Origin of the sequence: Thiocapsa sp. (assembly GCF_035467215.1) — a bacterium.
Classification (GTDB): Bacteria; Pseudomonadota; Gammaproteobacteria; order Chromatiales; family Chromatiaceae; genus Thiocapsa.
Genome location: NZ_DATITZ010000240.1, coordinates 1 through 14,193, shown reverse-complemented (window position 1 = coordinate 14,193; position 14,193 = coordinate 1). Strand labels below are relative to the sequence as shown.

At 65.6% G+C, this 14,193-nt stretch carries 14 protein-coding genes and 2 pseudogenes; 11 read left to right on the top strand and 5 right to left on the bottom strand.

Annotated elements, in window-relative coordinates; all coding sequences use genetic code 11:
- The 10 genes and pseudogenes from VLR48_RS13575 to VLR48_RS13530 all read left to right on the top strand — a co-directional run.
- A pseudogene (locus tag VLR48_RS13575) lies at nucleotides 1-291 on the top strand (3-deoxy-8-phosphooctulonate synthase); the annotation flags it as partial.
- A gap of 232 nt (nucleotides 292-523) precedes the next feature.
- Nucleotides 524-1,801, top strand: coding sequence for a phosphopyruvate hydratase (eno, locus tag VLR48_RS13570; protein ID WP_325292308.1), 1,278 nt, complete (start codon nucleotides 524-526; stop codon nucleotides 1,799-1,801).
- Nucleotides 1,770-2,171, top strand: a complete 402-nt coding sequence (gene ftsB / locus VLR48_RS13565) for a cell division protein FtsB (protein WP_325292307.1) — start codon at nucleotides 1,770-1,772, stop codon at nucleotides 2,169-2,171. The genes eno and ftsB overlap by 32 nt, the downstream gene beginning before the upstream one ends.
- Entirely contained in the window at nucleotides 2,168-2,878 is a 711-nt protein-coding gene (ispD, locus tag VLR48_RS13560; protein ID WP_325292306.1) for a 2-C-methyl-D-erythritol 4-phosphate cytidylyltransferase, read from the top strand. The genes ftsB and ispD overlap by 4 nt, the downstream gene beginning before the upstream one ends.
- A 128-nt stretch (nucleotides 2,879-3,006) precedes the next feature.
- Entirely contained in the window at nucleotides 3,007-3,480 is a 474-nt protein-coding gene (gene ispF, locus VLR48_RS13555) for a 2-C-methyl-D-erythritol 2,4-cyclodiphosphate synthase (protein WP_325292305.1), read from the top strand.
- 1 nt (nucleotide 3,481) lies between these two features.
- Complete coding sequence (truD, locus tag VLR48_RS13550; protein ID WP_325292304.1) at nucleotides 3,482-4,555, top strand: tRNA pseudouridine(13) synthase TruD; 1,074 nt, start codon at nucleotides 3,482-3,484, stop codon at nucleotides 4,553-4,555.
- On the top strand, nucleotides 4,555-5,817 hold the full coding sequence (locus VLR48_RS13545; protein ID WP_325292303.1) for an MgtC/SapB family protein: 1,263 nt from the start codon (nucleotides 4,555-4,557) through the stop codon (nucleotides 5,815-5,817). The genes truD and VLR48_RS13545 overlap by 1 nt, the downstream gene beginning before the upstream one ends.
- Before the next feature lie 153 nt (nucleotides 5,818-5,970).
- Complete coding sequence (locus tag VLR48_RS13540) at nucleotides 5,971-8,202, top strand: peptidoglycan-binding protein (protein ID WP_325292302.1); 2,232 nt, start codon at nucleotides 5,971-5,973, stop codon at nucleotides 8,200-8,202.
- Nucleotides 8,192-8,758, top strand: coding sequence for a protein disulfide oxidoreductase (locus VLR48_RS13535; RefSeq protein WP_325292301.1), 567 nt, complete (start codon nucleotides 8,192-8,194; stop codon nucleotides 8,756-8,758). The genes VLR48_RS13540 and VLR48_RS13535 overlap by 11 nt, the downstream gene beginning before the upstream one ends.
- 142 nt (nucleotides 8,759-8,900) lie before the next feature.
- Complete coding sequence (locus VLR48_RS13530) at nucleotides 8,901-9,260, top strand: sulfur globule family protein (RefSeq protein ID WP_325292300.1); 360 nt, start codon at nucleotides 8,901-8,903, stop codon at nucleotides 9,258-9,260.
- Between the two features lie 120 nt (nucleotides 9,261-9,380).
- On the opposite strand, the gene VLR48_RS13525 is transcribed toward VLR48_RS13530, so the two are convergent.
- The 5 genes and pseudogenes from VLR48_RS13525 to VLR48_RS20290 form a co-directional block, all read right to left on the bottom strand.
- On the bottom strand, nucleotides 9,381-10,739 hold the full coding sequence (locus VLR48_RS13525) for a DUF2201 family putative metallopeptidase (RefSeq protein WP_325292299.1): 1,359 nt from the start codon (nucleotides 10,737-10,739) through the stop codon (nucleotides 9,381-9,383).
- 11 nt (nucleotides 10,740-10,750) lie between these two features.
- Nucleotides 10,751-11,851, bottom strand: coding sequence for an AAA family ATPase (locus VLR48_RS13520; protein ID WP_325292298.1), 1,101 nt, complete (start codon nucleotides 11,849-11,851; stop codon nucleotides 10,751-10,753).
- Nucleotides 11,852-12,030: 179 nt separating this feature from the next.
- Nucleotides 12,031-13,047, bottom strand: a complete 1,017-nt coding sequence (locus tag VLR48_RS13515; protein ID WP_325292297.1) for a hypothetical protein — start codon at nucleotides 13,045-13,047, stop codon at nucleotides 12,031-12,033.
- Between the two features lie 203 nt (nucleotides 13,048-13,250).
- Nucleotides 13,251-13,391: a C1 family peptidase gene (locus VLR48_RS13510; RefSeq protein ID WP_325292296.1), complete on the bottom strand. Its 141-nt coding sequence runs from the start codon at nucleotides 13,389-13,391 to the stop codon at nucleotides 13,251-13,253.
- A gap of 15 nt (nucleotides 13,392-13,406) precedes the next feature.
- Nucleotides 13,407-13,508: pseudogene (locus tag VLR48_RS20290) on the bottom strand (C1 family peptidase); the annotation flags it as partial.
- A 492-nt stretch (nucleotides 13,509-14,000) separates the two neighbouring features.
- On the opposite strand from VLR48_RS20290, the gene VLR48_RS13505 reads away from it, so the two are divergent.
- A partial coding sequence (locus VLR48_RS13505; protein WP_325292295.1) for an MBL fold metallo-hydrolase occupies nucleotides 14,001-14,193 on the top strand: 193 nt, incomplete at its 3' end.

The following is a 14,193-nucleotide window of genomic DNA, read 5'->3' as shown; positions in this document are numbered from 1 at the left end:
ATGCGCGAGACGGGCTGCCCGGTCGTCTTCGATGCCACCCATTCGGTTCAGCTGCCGGGCGGGCAGGGCGATCGTTCAGGCGGTCAGCGCGAGTTCGTTCCGGTCTTGGCCCGCGCCGCGGTTGCCGTCGGCATCTCCGGTCTCTTCATGGAGACCCATCCGAATCCCGATGTGGCCCTGAGCGACGGCCCCAACGCCTGGCCTTTGGGGAAGATGCGCGCCCTGCTCGAAACCCTGGTTCAGATCGACCGATTGGTGAAATCGGCAGGTTTCGCAGAGCAATCGCTTTGAGATCGGCATGAGGCCCCGAGCGGTAGGGCCGGCGAGCCTATTCCGCTGCGCTTCCTCGATCTGGTCGACGTCCGGGGTCGCTCTGTCGGAGCCGATGTGAATTGAACAACGGAATCGGACACGCGCCTGCGTCGGACCGATCGTCGCGAGACTCCCCGCTGAGGTCGATATACCCATGCGATTCTATTGAAGGATCGCGCCGTTCTTGCTTTTGTTTTTGGAGAGACATGCCATGTCCGAGATCGTCGATGTCCGCGCCCGCGAGGTACTGGACTCCCGCGGAAATCCCACAGTCGAGGCCGATGTCATTACCGCCGACGGTGCGATCGGCCGCTTCATCGTGCCGTCCGGCGCCTCGACCGGTTCGCGCGAGGCCCTCGAGCTGCGCGACGGCGACCGCTCCCGTTTCGGCGGCAAGGGCGTCCTGACCGCCGTCGCCAACATCCAAGGCGAGCTGCGCGACACGGTCGTCGGCATGGAGGTCGGCGAACAGGCGGCGCTCGATCGCGCCATGATTGCGCTCGACGGGACCGACAACAAAGCCGGTCTCGGCGCCAACGCATTGCTCGGCGTCTCGATCGCCGCCGCGCATGCCGCAGCGCAAGAGAAGGCGTTGCCGCTCTTCATGTCGCTCGCGACCGGACCCTACCGTCTGCCCGTGCCCATGATGAACATCATCAACGGCGGCGAGCACGCGGACAACAGCGTGGACTTCCAGGAGTTCATGATCCTGCCGGTCGGCGCGCCCAGCATCCGCGAAGCGGTGCGCTACGGCGCCGAGGTCTTTCATGCCCTCAAGTCCGTCCTGCACGGACGCGGCTTGGCCACCGGTGTCGGCGACGAAGGCGGTTTCGCCCCCGATCTGCCCTCCAACGAGGCGGCGATCGAGGCAATCCTCGAGGCGATCCACAAGGCGGGATTCAAGGCCGGATCGGACATCTATCTCGGCATGGACGTGGCCGCCTCCGAGTTCTACGCAGACGGCAAGTATCATCTGAAGGGCGAAGGCCGCACGCTCGACTCCGACGGCATGACCGACCTTCTGCTCGAATGGGTCGAGAAATACCCCATCATCACCATCGAGGACGGCTTGGCCGAGGGCGATTGGGACGGCTGGAAGCGCCAGACCGAGCGTCTCGGGGGCAAGGTCCAGATCGTCGGCGACGACCTCTTCGTCACCAACACCAAGATCCTGCAGGAAGGGATCGACAAGGGCATCGCCAACTCCATCCTCATCAAGGTCAATCAGATCGGTACCCTGACCGAAACCCTTGAGGCGATCGCCATGGCCCACGCCGCCGGCTATACCGCCGTCGTCTCGCACCGCTCGGGCGAGACCGAGGACACCACTATCGCCGATCTGGTCGTCGCGACCGGTACGGGCCAGATCAAGACCGGCTCGCTCTCGCGCTCCGACCGGGTTGCCAAATACAACCAGCTGATGCGCATCGAAGATCAGTTGGGCGACGAGGCCACCTATGCGGGTCGCTCTGCCTTCAAGTGGCTTTGATGGTTGGCAGGCAGGGGTCGGGCGTGTCCGTCCCCTGCTGCCGGGACTGAAGACACCCTTTATGCGACTCCTGATCCTTCTGCTGATCCTCTTGCTGGCTGGCCTGCAGTTTCGGCTGTGGGTCGGCGAGGGGAGCTTGGCCGAGGTGCACGGGCTCAAGAACGAGATCGCGGCTCAGGAGGAGGAGCTGGAGCGTTTGCGTGCACGTAATCAGGAGCTCCAAGCCGAGGTGATGGACCTACGCGAAGGGGTCGAGGCATTGGAGGAGCGCGCACGCCGCGATCTGGGAATGATCAAACCGGGCGAGATCTTCATTCAGGTCATCGAGCGCGACGCACCGGAGAAGGCGCCCCCGGAGGCGAAGCGATGAGCCCTTCACCGGACTTGTGGGCCGTGCTCCCTGCCGCCGGGGTGGGTCGGCGCATGGGCAGTGCGACGCCGAAGCAATATCTGGATCTCGCCGGTCGCGCGGTGATCGATCATGCGTTGGATCTCTTCGTGGCCGACGTGCGCATCCGTGGCGTCGTGGTTGCGCTGGACCCGACCGATCGCTACTGGGGCGCGACGGCCTATGCCGACCATCCCAAGGTGACACGCGCGAACGGCGGTGCCGAGCGTTGCCATTCGGTCCTGAATGCGCTCGATGCACTGGGTACCCGCGCCCATGCGGAGGATTGGGTGTTGGTGCATGATGCGGCGCGGCCCTGTCTGCGTCCGGCCGATCTCGATCGGCTGATCGAGACCCTGATCGACGACGAGGTCGGCGGCCTGCTCGGCATCCCGGTGCGCGACACCATGAAACGGGCCGAATCGGACGATCGCATCGGCGCGACCGTGGATCGCTCGTCGCTCTGGCATGCCTTCACGCCCCAGATGTTCCGTCTCGGCCGGTTGCGTGCCGCATTGACCGACGCACTGACCGCCAACCATCTGGTGACCGACGACGCCTCGGCCATGGAGCGCATCGGTCAAGCCCCGCGCCTTATTGAAGGCCATGCCGACAACATCAAGATCACGCGCGCCGAGGATCTCCCGCTCGCCCGCTTCTACCTGCAACAGCAGGGACGGCTGGGCTAATCCAAACGCTCAATAGCCTCCGGCCTCCGGCCTCCAGCCTCCAGCCTCCGACCACCGTCGCGCGAGCGTGCACGTTGCAGGAGGCAGAAGGCGGGAGGCCGGGGGCTGGAGGCTGGAGGCTTTCAAACATGCTCATCGGTCAGGGCTTCGACGCCCATCGTTTCGGCCCCGGACGCCCGCTGGTGCTCGGCGGTCTGGAGATCCCGCACGATCAGGGCCTGCTCGCGCATTCCGACGGCGACGTGGCCATCCATGCACTCTGCGATGCCTTGCTCGGCGCGGCCGGGCTCGGCGACATCGGTCGGCACTTTCCCGATACGGACGCCGCCTACGCCGGCATCGACAGCCGCATCCTGCTGCGGCGCGTGATCGAGAGCCTCGCCGAGTGCGGTCTGCACGTGCACAACGCCGATCTCACCATCATCGCCCAGCGTCCCAAGCTGGCGGCCCACATCCCGCAGATGTGCGCCCGTCTTGCCGCCGACATGGGCTGCGACCCGGCGCGGGTCAACGTCAAGGCGACCACGACCGAGCAGATGGGGTTCACGGGGCGGGGCGAGGGTATCGCGGCTGCGGCCGTGGTGCTGTTGGCGGACGCCTGAGGTGTCGCTGCCGAGCTGGATACCGGTCGACTCCCTACCCCGAGCGCACGGCGCTCCGCTTGCCCACGGACGCTTGCGTGCTCGATCGGAGGACTTCCGGGTCGAAGAGCAGCTCGGGTTCGCCCCGGACGGCGAGGGCGATCACCTTCTGTTGTGGGTGCGCAAGACCGGCGCGAACACCGAATGGGCGGCACGCCGCCTGGCGCGTGTGGCCGGTGTGTCGGTCTCCACCGTCGGCTATGCCGGCCTGAAGGACCGTCACGCCGTGACCCTCCAGTGGTTCTCGATCCCGCGTCCGCGCGAGGGGATACCGGATTGGTCGAGCCTCGTCGAGGAGGGCATCGAGGTCCTGGAATCGCACCCGCATCGACGTAAGCTCAAGCGCGGCGCCCTGGCCGGAAATCGTTTCGAGATCCTGGTGCGCGAGCTCGACCACGAGACCATCGTCGGGCTCGACGAGCGGCTCGCGACGATCCGCGCACGCGGAATCCCGAACTACTTCGGCGAGCAACGCTTCGGGCATGATCATGCCAATCTGGTGCGTGCCCATGCCCTCTTCGCCGGGACAGCCGGTCGTGTCCCACGCCATCAGTCCGGCCTCTGGCTCTCCGCGGCACGCTCGCAGATCTTCAACGAGGTCTTGGCCGAACGGGTTCTGCGCGGCGACTGGGACAGGCCGCTCGACGGGGACTGTCTCCAACTCGCCGGATCCAATTCCTATTTCCTCGCCGAGACCATCGACGCCCCGACGAGCGCGCGCTGCGAGGTTATGGACGTGCACCCGACGGGTCCACTGTGGGGCAAGGGCGAGCTGCCGTCGCGCGGATCGGTCCGGGAGATCGAAGACGTAGCAGGCATGCGCTTCCCGACCTGGTGCGAGGGACTCGCCGCCTTCGGTCTGGCCCAAGAACGTCGCTCGCTACGCCTGCCGGTGTCCGACCTGGGCGCGCAAAGGGTCGACGGCGGACTGCGGCTGACCTTCTCTCTGCCTTCGGGCGCCTATGCGACGACGGTTTTGCGCGAGATTGTCGATGCGAGCGAGGCCGTGCCGATCAGCGCAGCACACGAACCCTGATGCTCGAGGATTACCAGGTCTTCGTCGGGCTGGCTGTCGCTTTGGCGATCGGTCTGCTGATCGGTGTCGAGCGCGGTTGGAAGGAACGCGGCGCCGAGGAAGGTCGACGCGTCGCGGGGGTTCGCACCTACGCCTTGCTCGGATTCATCGGCGGGATTTCCGGGCTCGTCACTGGACCTTCGGGCGGCTTGACCTTGGGACTCATCTTCGTGGGGCTTGCCGGGGCACTGACGGTTGCCCACATCCTGGACTACAGGCACGACGAGGATGTCGGCATCACCAGCCTCGTCGCCGGCTTGATGGCCTTCTTGCTCGGGGCGCTCGCGGTGCTCGACCATCCGGCCGCCGCGGCCGCGGCGGCCGTGGTCACGGCCCTGCTGCTTGGGTCCAAGCCGCTCATCCATCGCTGGATCCAAGCCATCGAGCAGAAGGATCTCAAGGCAGGTCTGACCCTGCTGCTCATCTCGGTGGTGGCGTTGCCGCTGTTGCCGGATCAGGGGTACGGCCCCTGGAATGCCGTCAACCCGCGTGAAACCTGGTGGATGGTGGTGCTGATCGCGAGCATTTCCTTCGTCGGCTATTACGCGATGAAGCTGGTGGGGACGCGGCGTGGGATCCTGTTCACCGGGCTCTTCGGCGGGCTTGCTTCATCGACCGCGCTGACCCTGCATTTCTCGCGTCTGGCCCGTGCCCGTGTGGAGATGGCCCCAGTACTGGCCGCCGCAATCCTGGTGGCCTGTGCGACCATGTTTCCCCGGATGCTGCTGGTGACGACCCTGATTCACCCGCCATTGCTGCCGTCCTTGCTCTGGCCTGCCGCAGCGATGGCCCTGATCGCCTACGGGTTCGCGGCCTTCTACTGGATCACCCAGTCGCACGACGGCGGCGAGGCGGACGCGCTTCTCGACAACCCGTTGGAGTTGAAATCCGCGGTCGGCTTCGGACTTCTGCTGGCGTTGGTGATGGTGTCGGCCAAGGGCATCGAGAGCTGGGTCGGTGCGAGCGGCGTGATGATGTTGGCCGCCGCCTCGGGGATCGCGGATGTGGATGCCATCACGCTCGCGATCGCCCGCATGAGCCGGGACGCACTCCCCGCGGGCATTGCGGTCTCGAGCATCGTCATTGCCGCGGCGGTCAACAGCTTGGTCAAAGGTATCATTGCCGCCTCGGTTGGTGGCCGTGCGCTGGGTCTGCGCGTCGCGCTGCCGCTGCTCGGTGCGGGTTTGGCCGGCCTTGTCGTCGTTTGGTGGACGCTTTTTTGAGCGGTGTTTCGGCGTTGTCTGTCCTGTCGATCGCGTCGGTGCGCGTGGTCGGTTAAACAGTATCCCCGCGAAAGGCCGTGGACGCACCAAACGTCGAGCTCACTCGAAAGCGAGCATCTCGCTCTGGACGCGGTTTAAAGGAGGCGATCGGACATGAGCACGTTGAAACGCTCCGGCTTCATGCGCGATCTCGTCGGGGTCGCGGCTTGCGCACTGACATCGCTGTCGGCAGCCGCCTGGTCGGCCGCCGCGGAGCTCGGCGAGGAGTCGACGAGCGCGGCCTCGGTGACCGATGCCGTCTACACCACGGACGGCAGTAAGCATGAGCTCATGCTCGCGGCCTATCGAGACTGGTCGGCGACTCGGTGGCGCGACTACGACCGAATACAAGATATCTCCCCCCGACAGATGCTCGTTCTACTCGAGGTCGCCGAGCGCACCGGGGCCAATCTCGGACAGGCGCTGGCCACCGGAGAGATGGAGAGCGCCCATACCTGGAACGACCACGTTCGCCCCACCATCGCCGAAGGTCGGTTGGGCTCGGCGACCGGTGTGTGGCAGTTCATCCCCTCAACCTTCCACCACATCATCAAAAAGTACGGCGTCGAGCTGCTCGCCACGACCGAGGCCGCGGCGGATCGCGAGCCCATGGATCTGGGTGAAGGCCCTTTCTCCGACGCGCAGGTGCGTCGTCTGATCCGAGACACGATCGAAGGCGTGCGCGATGCCAAGGACGAGGAGCTGCAGCTGCTGCGTCACAACTTCGCCGTGCTTGCCTTTGCCAAGCACTACTTGAGCCTGGATACGGGGGCGACGACGCCCGAGGAGGATTATCTCTTTCACTTTCTCGGCGCCGGGGAAGGGCGAAGAATCCTGGCGCTGGCGCGCGGCGCGGCGCGGGACACCCTCTGCGTGAAGCCTGTTGAAGAGCCGACGTCGCCCCTGCAGGATTGGCCGGGTGGCGCGGCATCGGGCACCGACATCGCGAGCCTGCAGACGGATATCGCGCGTGATCCCGAGCGGTGGGCCGCCGCGGATTCGAGCCTCGACTCGGTGGGCAATCGCTCCGAGCCGCTCGGTCTGCGCCGGCCGGATCGTTTGTCCGGCTCGCTGCAGCAGCGTGCGGATGTAATGATTCGCGCGCGCCGGCCATCGGAGGATGTCGCCGTGTCGAGACCGGCGCTCATGGATGCGGCCTATGCGCCCGCGCCCGACGCCGCCTCCGCCTTCGCTGCGCCGCCCGCGGTGTCGTCGCAGTGGGGCCTGCCCGCCGACTCGCCCACGGTCACGGGCAACCTCGGGATGTTCTATCGCGACGGACGCGGGCAGACGCAGCCCTTCACCTGGGGCGAGTTCATGGATCATCTGGCCCGGCGCGTGCGGGCCGAGAGCCAGCCGTCGATGGTGCGGGCCAAGTACGGTGTCGGCTTTGCTTTGACGGGCGGGGACATGCCGGAGTGGGTCTTCGATCCGACAAAGCCGGTCGAGCCCGCGAACTTCAGTCATGGGCCGCAGCAGCGCGTGACGGTGCCTGCGGCCCTGGTGACCGGGCCGCTCGATCGAGACGAAACCCGTCACTACAAGGCGCTTCTGGCCGAGCTGGTGGGCCGAGGCGAGGACATTCCGATGCAGACGCTGCCGCCGAGTGCAGCTGCGGCACTGCGTCACCTCGGATTCTTGCCCGCGACGGCGTCGGGCAAGGATACGCACGATCCTGCGGTGCAGAAGGCACTGCGCGACTTCAGAGAAGCGGTCGGCAAGGCCGAGCCGGACGATCCGGATCATCGCTATCGCCTCATGCCGGCCGAGCGGGTCGCGCTCGCGATGTACGATCGCCGCATCGCGCGCTATGCCGCGCTGCAGACCGGCCAGGAGGTGTCCCTAGCCGACGCGCCCGATCTGAGTCGAATCAAGACACTGCCGAGCGGGTTGCAGCGATTGGCCGCGCCGCACCTGGTTCAGCTGCAGACGGCCTTGGCCGAGCGCGAGCTCTTGAAACAGCCGACCCGCAAATCCGTTTGGCGCGACAAGAAAAAGAAGAAGCGCGTGTCCTACAAAACGATGCCGTTCGCGGGCGAGGTCGACACGGCGACGCTCGCCGCGCTCGACGCCTTCCAGTGGCGCAACGGTCTGCGCAAGACGGGTGGCGCCCTGGATGCCGCGACACTCGGTCTGCTGGGTTTGCCGCCGATGGGTGCCGAGATCTTCCGGCCCTTGTCCGGTCCCATGTGCTCTGTCAAGCTCTGGGCGGGCAGACCGCCGATCTGCGGGATTCGTCGAGATATGCAGGGTCCGGCGGACGTCCTGCGAATCGCCGGGCTCGCGGACCTCGACCCGGAACCCCGGTTTGCGGGCCTCTTCGAAGGTCCGGCGCATGTCCGGTGATCGGACCCCGAGCGTCTCCGCTCGGCGCGCCAAGCAAGTCCGCGACTGGGTCATCAACATCGCGCTGATCCTGGCGATTGTCGGTGCCGTCCAATGGTGGAAGGCGCGTCCCTTGGTCACCGGCACGGCGCCGCCGCTCGTCGGTGTCACCCTGGATGGACAGGCGTTCGACCTTGCCGCGCTTGCCGGGCGGCCGGTGCTGGTGCACTTCTGGGCGAGCTGGTGCCCGGTATGCGGTCTGATGGACGGTGCCGTAGCCGCGATCGCCGAGGATCACGCCGTGGTGACCGTCGCGATGCAATCGGGTGGTCCGCACGAGCTGCGCCGCTACATGGCGCAGACGGGGCACGCCTTCCCGGTCATCGCCGACCCGACCGGGGAGATCGCGGGTCAGTGGGGTGTCGTGGGTGTGCCGGCCACCTTCGTGGTCGATCCTTGGGGGCGGATCCGCGATGCCATCGTCGGGATCGCCACCCAGCCCGGCCTGCGTTGGCGTTTGTGGCGCGCCGGCCCGGCATCGCCCGAGGGTGCACTGGAGCCTGCAGCATCAGGGTAGCCGGGTGAACAACTGCAATCCGCAATCCAATCGTAAATTAGAGCTTGCTAATTTAGTAATTTCTAATATACTGCTCGTCAGTGGAGGCCGATACGGACTTCACGCTTGCTGCCAACAACATAAAATCGATTCGGAGAATAGAATGAACAAGCTTGCTACTGCTGCTGCCATCGCCGCCCTCCTCGGTGCTTCCGCTTCCGCGTCTGCTTGGTGGGGCCCGGGTTACGGCGGGTACGGCCCGGGCTACGGTTCCGGTCTCGGCGATGCCATGGGCGACATGTTCGGCGACGGCTACGGCGACTTCAACTTCGGCATGAGCGGCGGCGGCAGTGGTCGCGGCTACGGCCGCGGTCAAGGTCGCGGTTATGGCTACGGCTACAACAACCCCTACTACGGCTATGGCGCGCCTTACTACGGTGGCGGCTACCCTTACGCCTACCCCTACGCAGCGCCGGTTGCCCCGATGGCGCCTGTTGCTCCGGCTCAGCCCCAAGTCAAGTAAGCTCTGCTTGAATGCCGGTGTGCCTTGGCTGCATCGGCACAAAAAAGGCCAGGCTTCAGCCTGGCCTTTTTCGTTGTGCGCTTTCGACCAACGGACCATCGCATCCGCCGAGACCGAACATCAGCTCAGGATCAGCTTGCGACCGAACGGCTGCTCCGGCGTTGCATAGGATTCGGGTACGGCCCAGATGACCGGCCAGCGTGGTCTGAAACGCGCGGGGCCGTCCAGGTCGGTCAGGACGACGCCGATATCCGGGCCGTGCTTGTCGGCCTCTTCGAGCAGCGGGGTGAAATCCGTCCCGCCGCCGCCGTTGAATGCGATCTCGCGCAGGTCCGATTGCCCCGACTTGAAGTGCGCGACCCGTTGCACGATCCGGTCGCCGATCACCAGCACGAGGCCGGCCTCCAGGCGTCGCGTGATCGCCTCGATCTCGCCGGCGAAGCGCTCCATCAGGTTGTCCTCGATCGAGCCCGAGACATCGACGATCACCACCAGTCGCGGCACCGACTTCGCCGAGCTGATGCCGGGCTCCCAAGGCAGGCGTCGCCCCGATCCGATCCGGCCCTGATTGGCGATGTAGGATCGGGCTGGCCTGGACCAGGAGAGATTGGGCTGAATCGAGAGACCGCGTGCCAGCTGGGTGCGCAGGATCTGCTCCCAGGGTGTACGGATCTTGGGCAGATCGGCGATCAGTGCACGGAGCATCGAGTGCGCACCGTCTCCGGCATGCGCGCGCAGGATGCGCTCGCTCCACTCGCGCGCCTGCTCGGCCTCCAGCTCGGGTTGCTTCTGCGCATCCGGTTGGGGGAAGAGGTCCGCATGGGTCTCGGCGCCGAGTGACCTGGCCCGCGCGGACATCGGGCCGTCCTCGCGCGCCTCCGAGCGTGTCGAGTCCTCGACCGGATTGCGCGATGCGCGACCCTCAGCACCCGGTTGGCTGTCGCCGATGCCGCCGCGGCGACGTCGGCGGGTCTTTTGGGCGCGGCCCTTGTCCGTTGTCCGGCGGTCGTCGATGGCGCGATAGAGGCGCTCGACATCCCATTCAAGCAGGGCCTTGTCCACACCGACATCGATGCCGAGCGTGGCGAGCAGAAGCTTCTCCAGAAACACCGACGAGGCCGGCAGCTCGAGCCAGCTCAGGTGACTCAAGGCGCTGTTGACGATGGCGTCCGCACAGATGTTGAAGAGCTCGAGATCCACATCGCCTAAGAGATGTTGCAGATCCATATAGCGTTGAGGATGCCGCAAGGCGATATGCAGCACCTCGTGCGCGACGAGCCCAACCTGTGCGTGCAGCGAAAGCCGCTCGAAGGAGGCGCCGTAATAGACGGTGTCCCCGTCGGTTGCGACTGGACCCGGGTCGATCTCGGGCGGCAGATCCCGATGCTTGACCCAGAGCGCCAACCCGCCGGTAGACGGCGCGAACTCCACCATCTGCTGAATCGCCCGCGTCCCGCGGTGTCGGTAAAGATCATTCATCCGTATTCAACTCACCCGTCACCCCGCCGCTGTTCCAAATAATGCCGGTAGCTCGCGCTGTCCAAAACGGTCGCCTCCAACCCGACCTCCAACGCCTTCTGCATCAGCAGCTCCATCGCGAGCGTCTGTGACTCGCGAATCGGCAGAGGGACCTCGCTTCGGATGTCCGGAAACTGCTCGACGATCTCGAGCGCGCGCGCCAGGGTGTCGGCGTCCGTGCTGGCGGCGAGCAGGCCATAGATCATGCCGTAGAGTCCGTCGAGCGTGCGGGGCAGCAACGCGGCGGTCTCGGCCCCGGGGCGGCTGGCCAGCAGACGCACCACGTCGGTGCCGGCCTGGATCTCGCGCAGCACGCCGAAGAACTCCGCGGCATTGGCGGCGCCGATGCGGCCCTGCACGAAGATCCGTTTGGCGTTCTCCGAGAGATTGGATTTCAGAACGTTGGAGATGTCCTCCCAGCCGCGTGGGCTGGCGCCGATCAGATGGTCGTTGGCGAGCTGCGACTGGGTGTCGTCGAGCTTGTCCGGGCGGACCTTCAGATACGCCATTACCTCGGGCGCGAAGTCCATGGCCATCGCGTGCGCCAGGAAGGCGTCGATGACGGTCTGGACGTTGAAATGAAACATGCGATCGGCCAGGGCCGTGCCCATGTCGTGACAGACCGCGCCGTGGAAGCTCGCATTCCCCGCGGCCACCACCTGCCAGCCGTCCGGCAGCCGATAGTGACCGACCCGACGATCGAGGATCAGCGAGTAGGCCGAGATCTGCAGGCGCTGATCCGCGGCCGTGAGCTCGTCGAGAAAGAGGATGCCGTCCGGTTGGTCGGGCGTGGGCAGGAACTCGGGCGGGAACCAGACCGTCTTGGCCAGGGTGTCGTCGGCATAGATGGCGCCGCGGATGTCGACCGGCTCGATCGTGGTCAGTCGCAGATCCACCAAGGGGACCCCGAAGTGGTCGGCCACCTGTCGCACGATCGAGGATTTGCCCACACCTCGCGTGCCCCAGAGCATGGATGCGCGCCGACGTAAGATCGGATCGGAATACTGCTCGACCAGCGCGGCCTTGGCCGCGGCGATCGAGACCGGGGGGATGTTCATCGGGTTGCCGAGCATCTTGAGCGCTTCTCTCCGGGGTTAAACCGCGTCCTGGTACGACATGCACTCTTATGAGTTGGCTCGGCGTTGCGTGATCTCAATGCGCGTTGCGGCGGACGCGGTTTAAGTGGTTGAAGTTTTTCGGTTGATTCGGGCGATAAGAGGGATCCCGGTGTCCCCGGCGATAACGAATCCGTTCAAGCTTCTTGCGGCGCAACCTTCGTCGTCCCGCCGGATGTGTTCGACGGCGCTTCTCGCCACGCGGTTGCGGTCAAGGGTTTCGGAAAGGGCGGGATTTCGATCCGCGGCATCTCCTTCATCGTGAAGAAAAGCACCATCAGCAGAGGCGGGGAGTGGAAGATCAGCATGCGGATCAGCGACCCCTCCGAGAGCTCCAGGAACTGGATCGCGGGTGCGCCGAAGATCAGACCCAAACCGACCAGTAGCGGGAGGGCGCGCCGAAAGGCGACATTCCAGCGTGCCGCGACCAGCCGCTCATGGTAGCGAGCGGGCGGCTCGCGGAGCGTTTCGGCCAGATGCTCGACGGTTCGGGTCAGCTTTACCTCGGCGTCGCGGCTGCGGCCGGGCTCCTTCCCGCGTAAGCGCAGGGTGCTCTTCCAACAGGACTTGACACGATTGAGACGACGCCAATCCCATCCGATCACCGCCAGCATGTCCTCGGGCAACGCGATGGTATCGCCGTCCTCGGCGTGCAGCTCCAGCTCCGCCGGCATGCCGCGCCCGGTTTGCGCCTTCATCGTCAGGGTCAGACCCTCGACCCGGGCCGCACCGCGGGTCAGGAGCAGGCGCGTCGCGGACGCTGCGTCGACGGTTCCTCCCGTCGCGGATTCCAAACGGTAGCTTCGGGCGATCCTGTAGCCATTCTTCCCGCGGAAATGACGACCAGGATCAATGGACTCGACACGTTCGAGAAGGTTGCCGGGGTCCGGGCCTTCGACAGTCAGATCCGCCTCCAAGCCGTCGGGATGGCGAAGTGTGCGCGTGAGCCGGAACCTGTCCGGCTTGGGGTTTTCGAGCAGCAGGATCTCGCGCACGCCGCTCAGCTCGACCTTGTCCTTGCCGTGATCGAACGGTTTGAACAGAAGGCGCCGCTCGATCCGGTCGCTCGCAGCGAGGTCGACATGGCGTCCGCGCCGCGTGAAGGGCTCGACCAGGGTGAAGATCTCGTGATGTGTGAGTGGAAGCGAGCTCATGGCAACCCTCGCCGGCAGCGGATGGGGCGAGAGGACGTTGCGGTTTCCGGCCGCCGCCTCTCCGGGCCATTACTGTAACGCCCGCGTTTCCGTCCACAACATTAGCAAATATCGGGTAATTGCCCCCGGCTTGGCGTTGTCTTTGACGTGAGCAGTGACCCCTGCCCTGATCACGGGGCCAAGGTCAAAGGCTTCTCTGAGAATCAATGGATGCGAGGCGTGTTCGAATGGACGCCCGTGAGCACGACGGCGTCCATCCCGAACTCGACATCGTTGTCGACCTCGGAATAAGCGATCCGAAAATACCCATCCTCGCCCCAGTCCGGACCCCAACTGTTTTTCACGACGGCCGACTCGAAGGCGGCGACGGTCGCGAATGCCCGGCAGCTCCCGCACTGACCTTGATCGCGAACGGGAGTCACCACGCCATAGGCGCGCCAGTCGAAGAACGGGGGGAGTATCGTCCCATCGGCGACGAGGAGCCATTCGGGGGCTCGGGTGTGCCGTCCAGGCTCAAACCCAAACGTCGTCTTATATGCTCCGGGGTTTGACGCGAGAATGCCGTCTCGCCTGGGTTCCAGGCCGCGCCGCGATCTGCGATGGCTTGTTGGACGTCGACGAGGTCGATGGCCAGGGCGGAGGCCTGCATGCCTCCGAGCAGACTGCCGAGTACGAGCATGTTCGCGAGACTCTTCATTCGAGACTCCTAATGGGCACTCTTCCGTCTCACGATCCCGGATTCGCTCGGGGCGTTGTTGCCGGCGAGTCAGAGTCCAACCACAGCTTAGTCAGTGCTCGTAAGAGCGCGCGCGATCGAGGTGGGGATGTGTGACGGAGTCGTCAGAACTCGCAAGCCGCGTTGCCGCAACGCGGCGCGCACCGAGGCTTGATCCAGGCACGGGCGCGTCGCATGCTGTCGCTCCGGCCGTTAGACCGTAGCCCTGGAGCCGCCCATGCTCGATATTCGCCCGATACCTGCCTTCGAGGACAACTACATCTGGCTGCTGGCCGAGACGCCTGAAACGGCAGTGGTCGTGGATCCCGGCGATGCCGATCCGGTCCTGGATCTTCTCCGCGCGGAGAATCGCGTCCTCACCGCCGTCTTGATCACCCACCACCACGGCGATCACATCGGCGGATTGAGCG

Coding starts and splice junctions, on each gene's coding strand:
- eno (WP_325292308.1), top strand. CDS start 524: ATGTCCGAGATCGTCGATGTCCGCGCCCGCGAGGTACTGGACTCCCGC.
- ftsB (WP_325292307.1), top strand. CDS start 1,770: ATGCGGGTCGCTCTGCCTTCAAGTGGCTTTGATGGTTGGCAGGCAGGG.
- ispD (WP_325292306.1), top strand. CDS start 2,168: ATGAGCCCTTCACCGGACTTGTGGGCCGTGCTCCCTGCCGCCGGGGTG.
- ispF (WP_325292305.1), top strand. CDS start 3,007: ATGCTCATCGGTCAGGGCTTCGACGCCCATCGTTTCGGCCCCGGACGC.
- VLR48_RS13545 (WP_325292303.1), top strand. CDS start 4,555: ATGCTCGAGGATTACCAGGTCTTCGTCGGGCTGGCTGTCGCTTTGGCG.
- VLR48_RS13540 (WP_325292302.1), top strand. CDS start 5,971: ATGAGCACGTTGAAACGCTCCGGCTTCATGCGCGATCTCGTCGGGGTC.
- VLR48_RS13535 (WP_325292301.1), top strand. CDS start 8,192: ATGTCCGGTGATCGGACCCCGAGCGTCTCCGCTCGGCGCGCCAAGCAA.
- VLR48_RS13530 (WP_325292300.1), top strand. CDS start 8,901: ATGAACAAGCTTGCTACTGCTGCTGCCATCGCCGCCCTCCTCGGTGCT.
- VLR48_RS13525 (WP_325292299.1), bottom strand. CDS start 10,739: ATGAATGATCTTTACCGACACCGCGGGACGCGGGCGATTCAGCAGATG.
- VLR48_RS13520 (WP_325292298.1), bottom strand. CDS start 11,851: ATGCTCGGCAACCCGATGAACATCCCCCCGGTCTCGATCGCCGCGGCC.
- VLR48_RS13515 (WP_325292297.1), bottom strand. CDS start 13,047: ATGAGCTCGCTTCCACTCACACATCACGAGATCTTCACCCTGGTCGAG.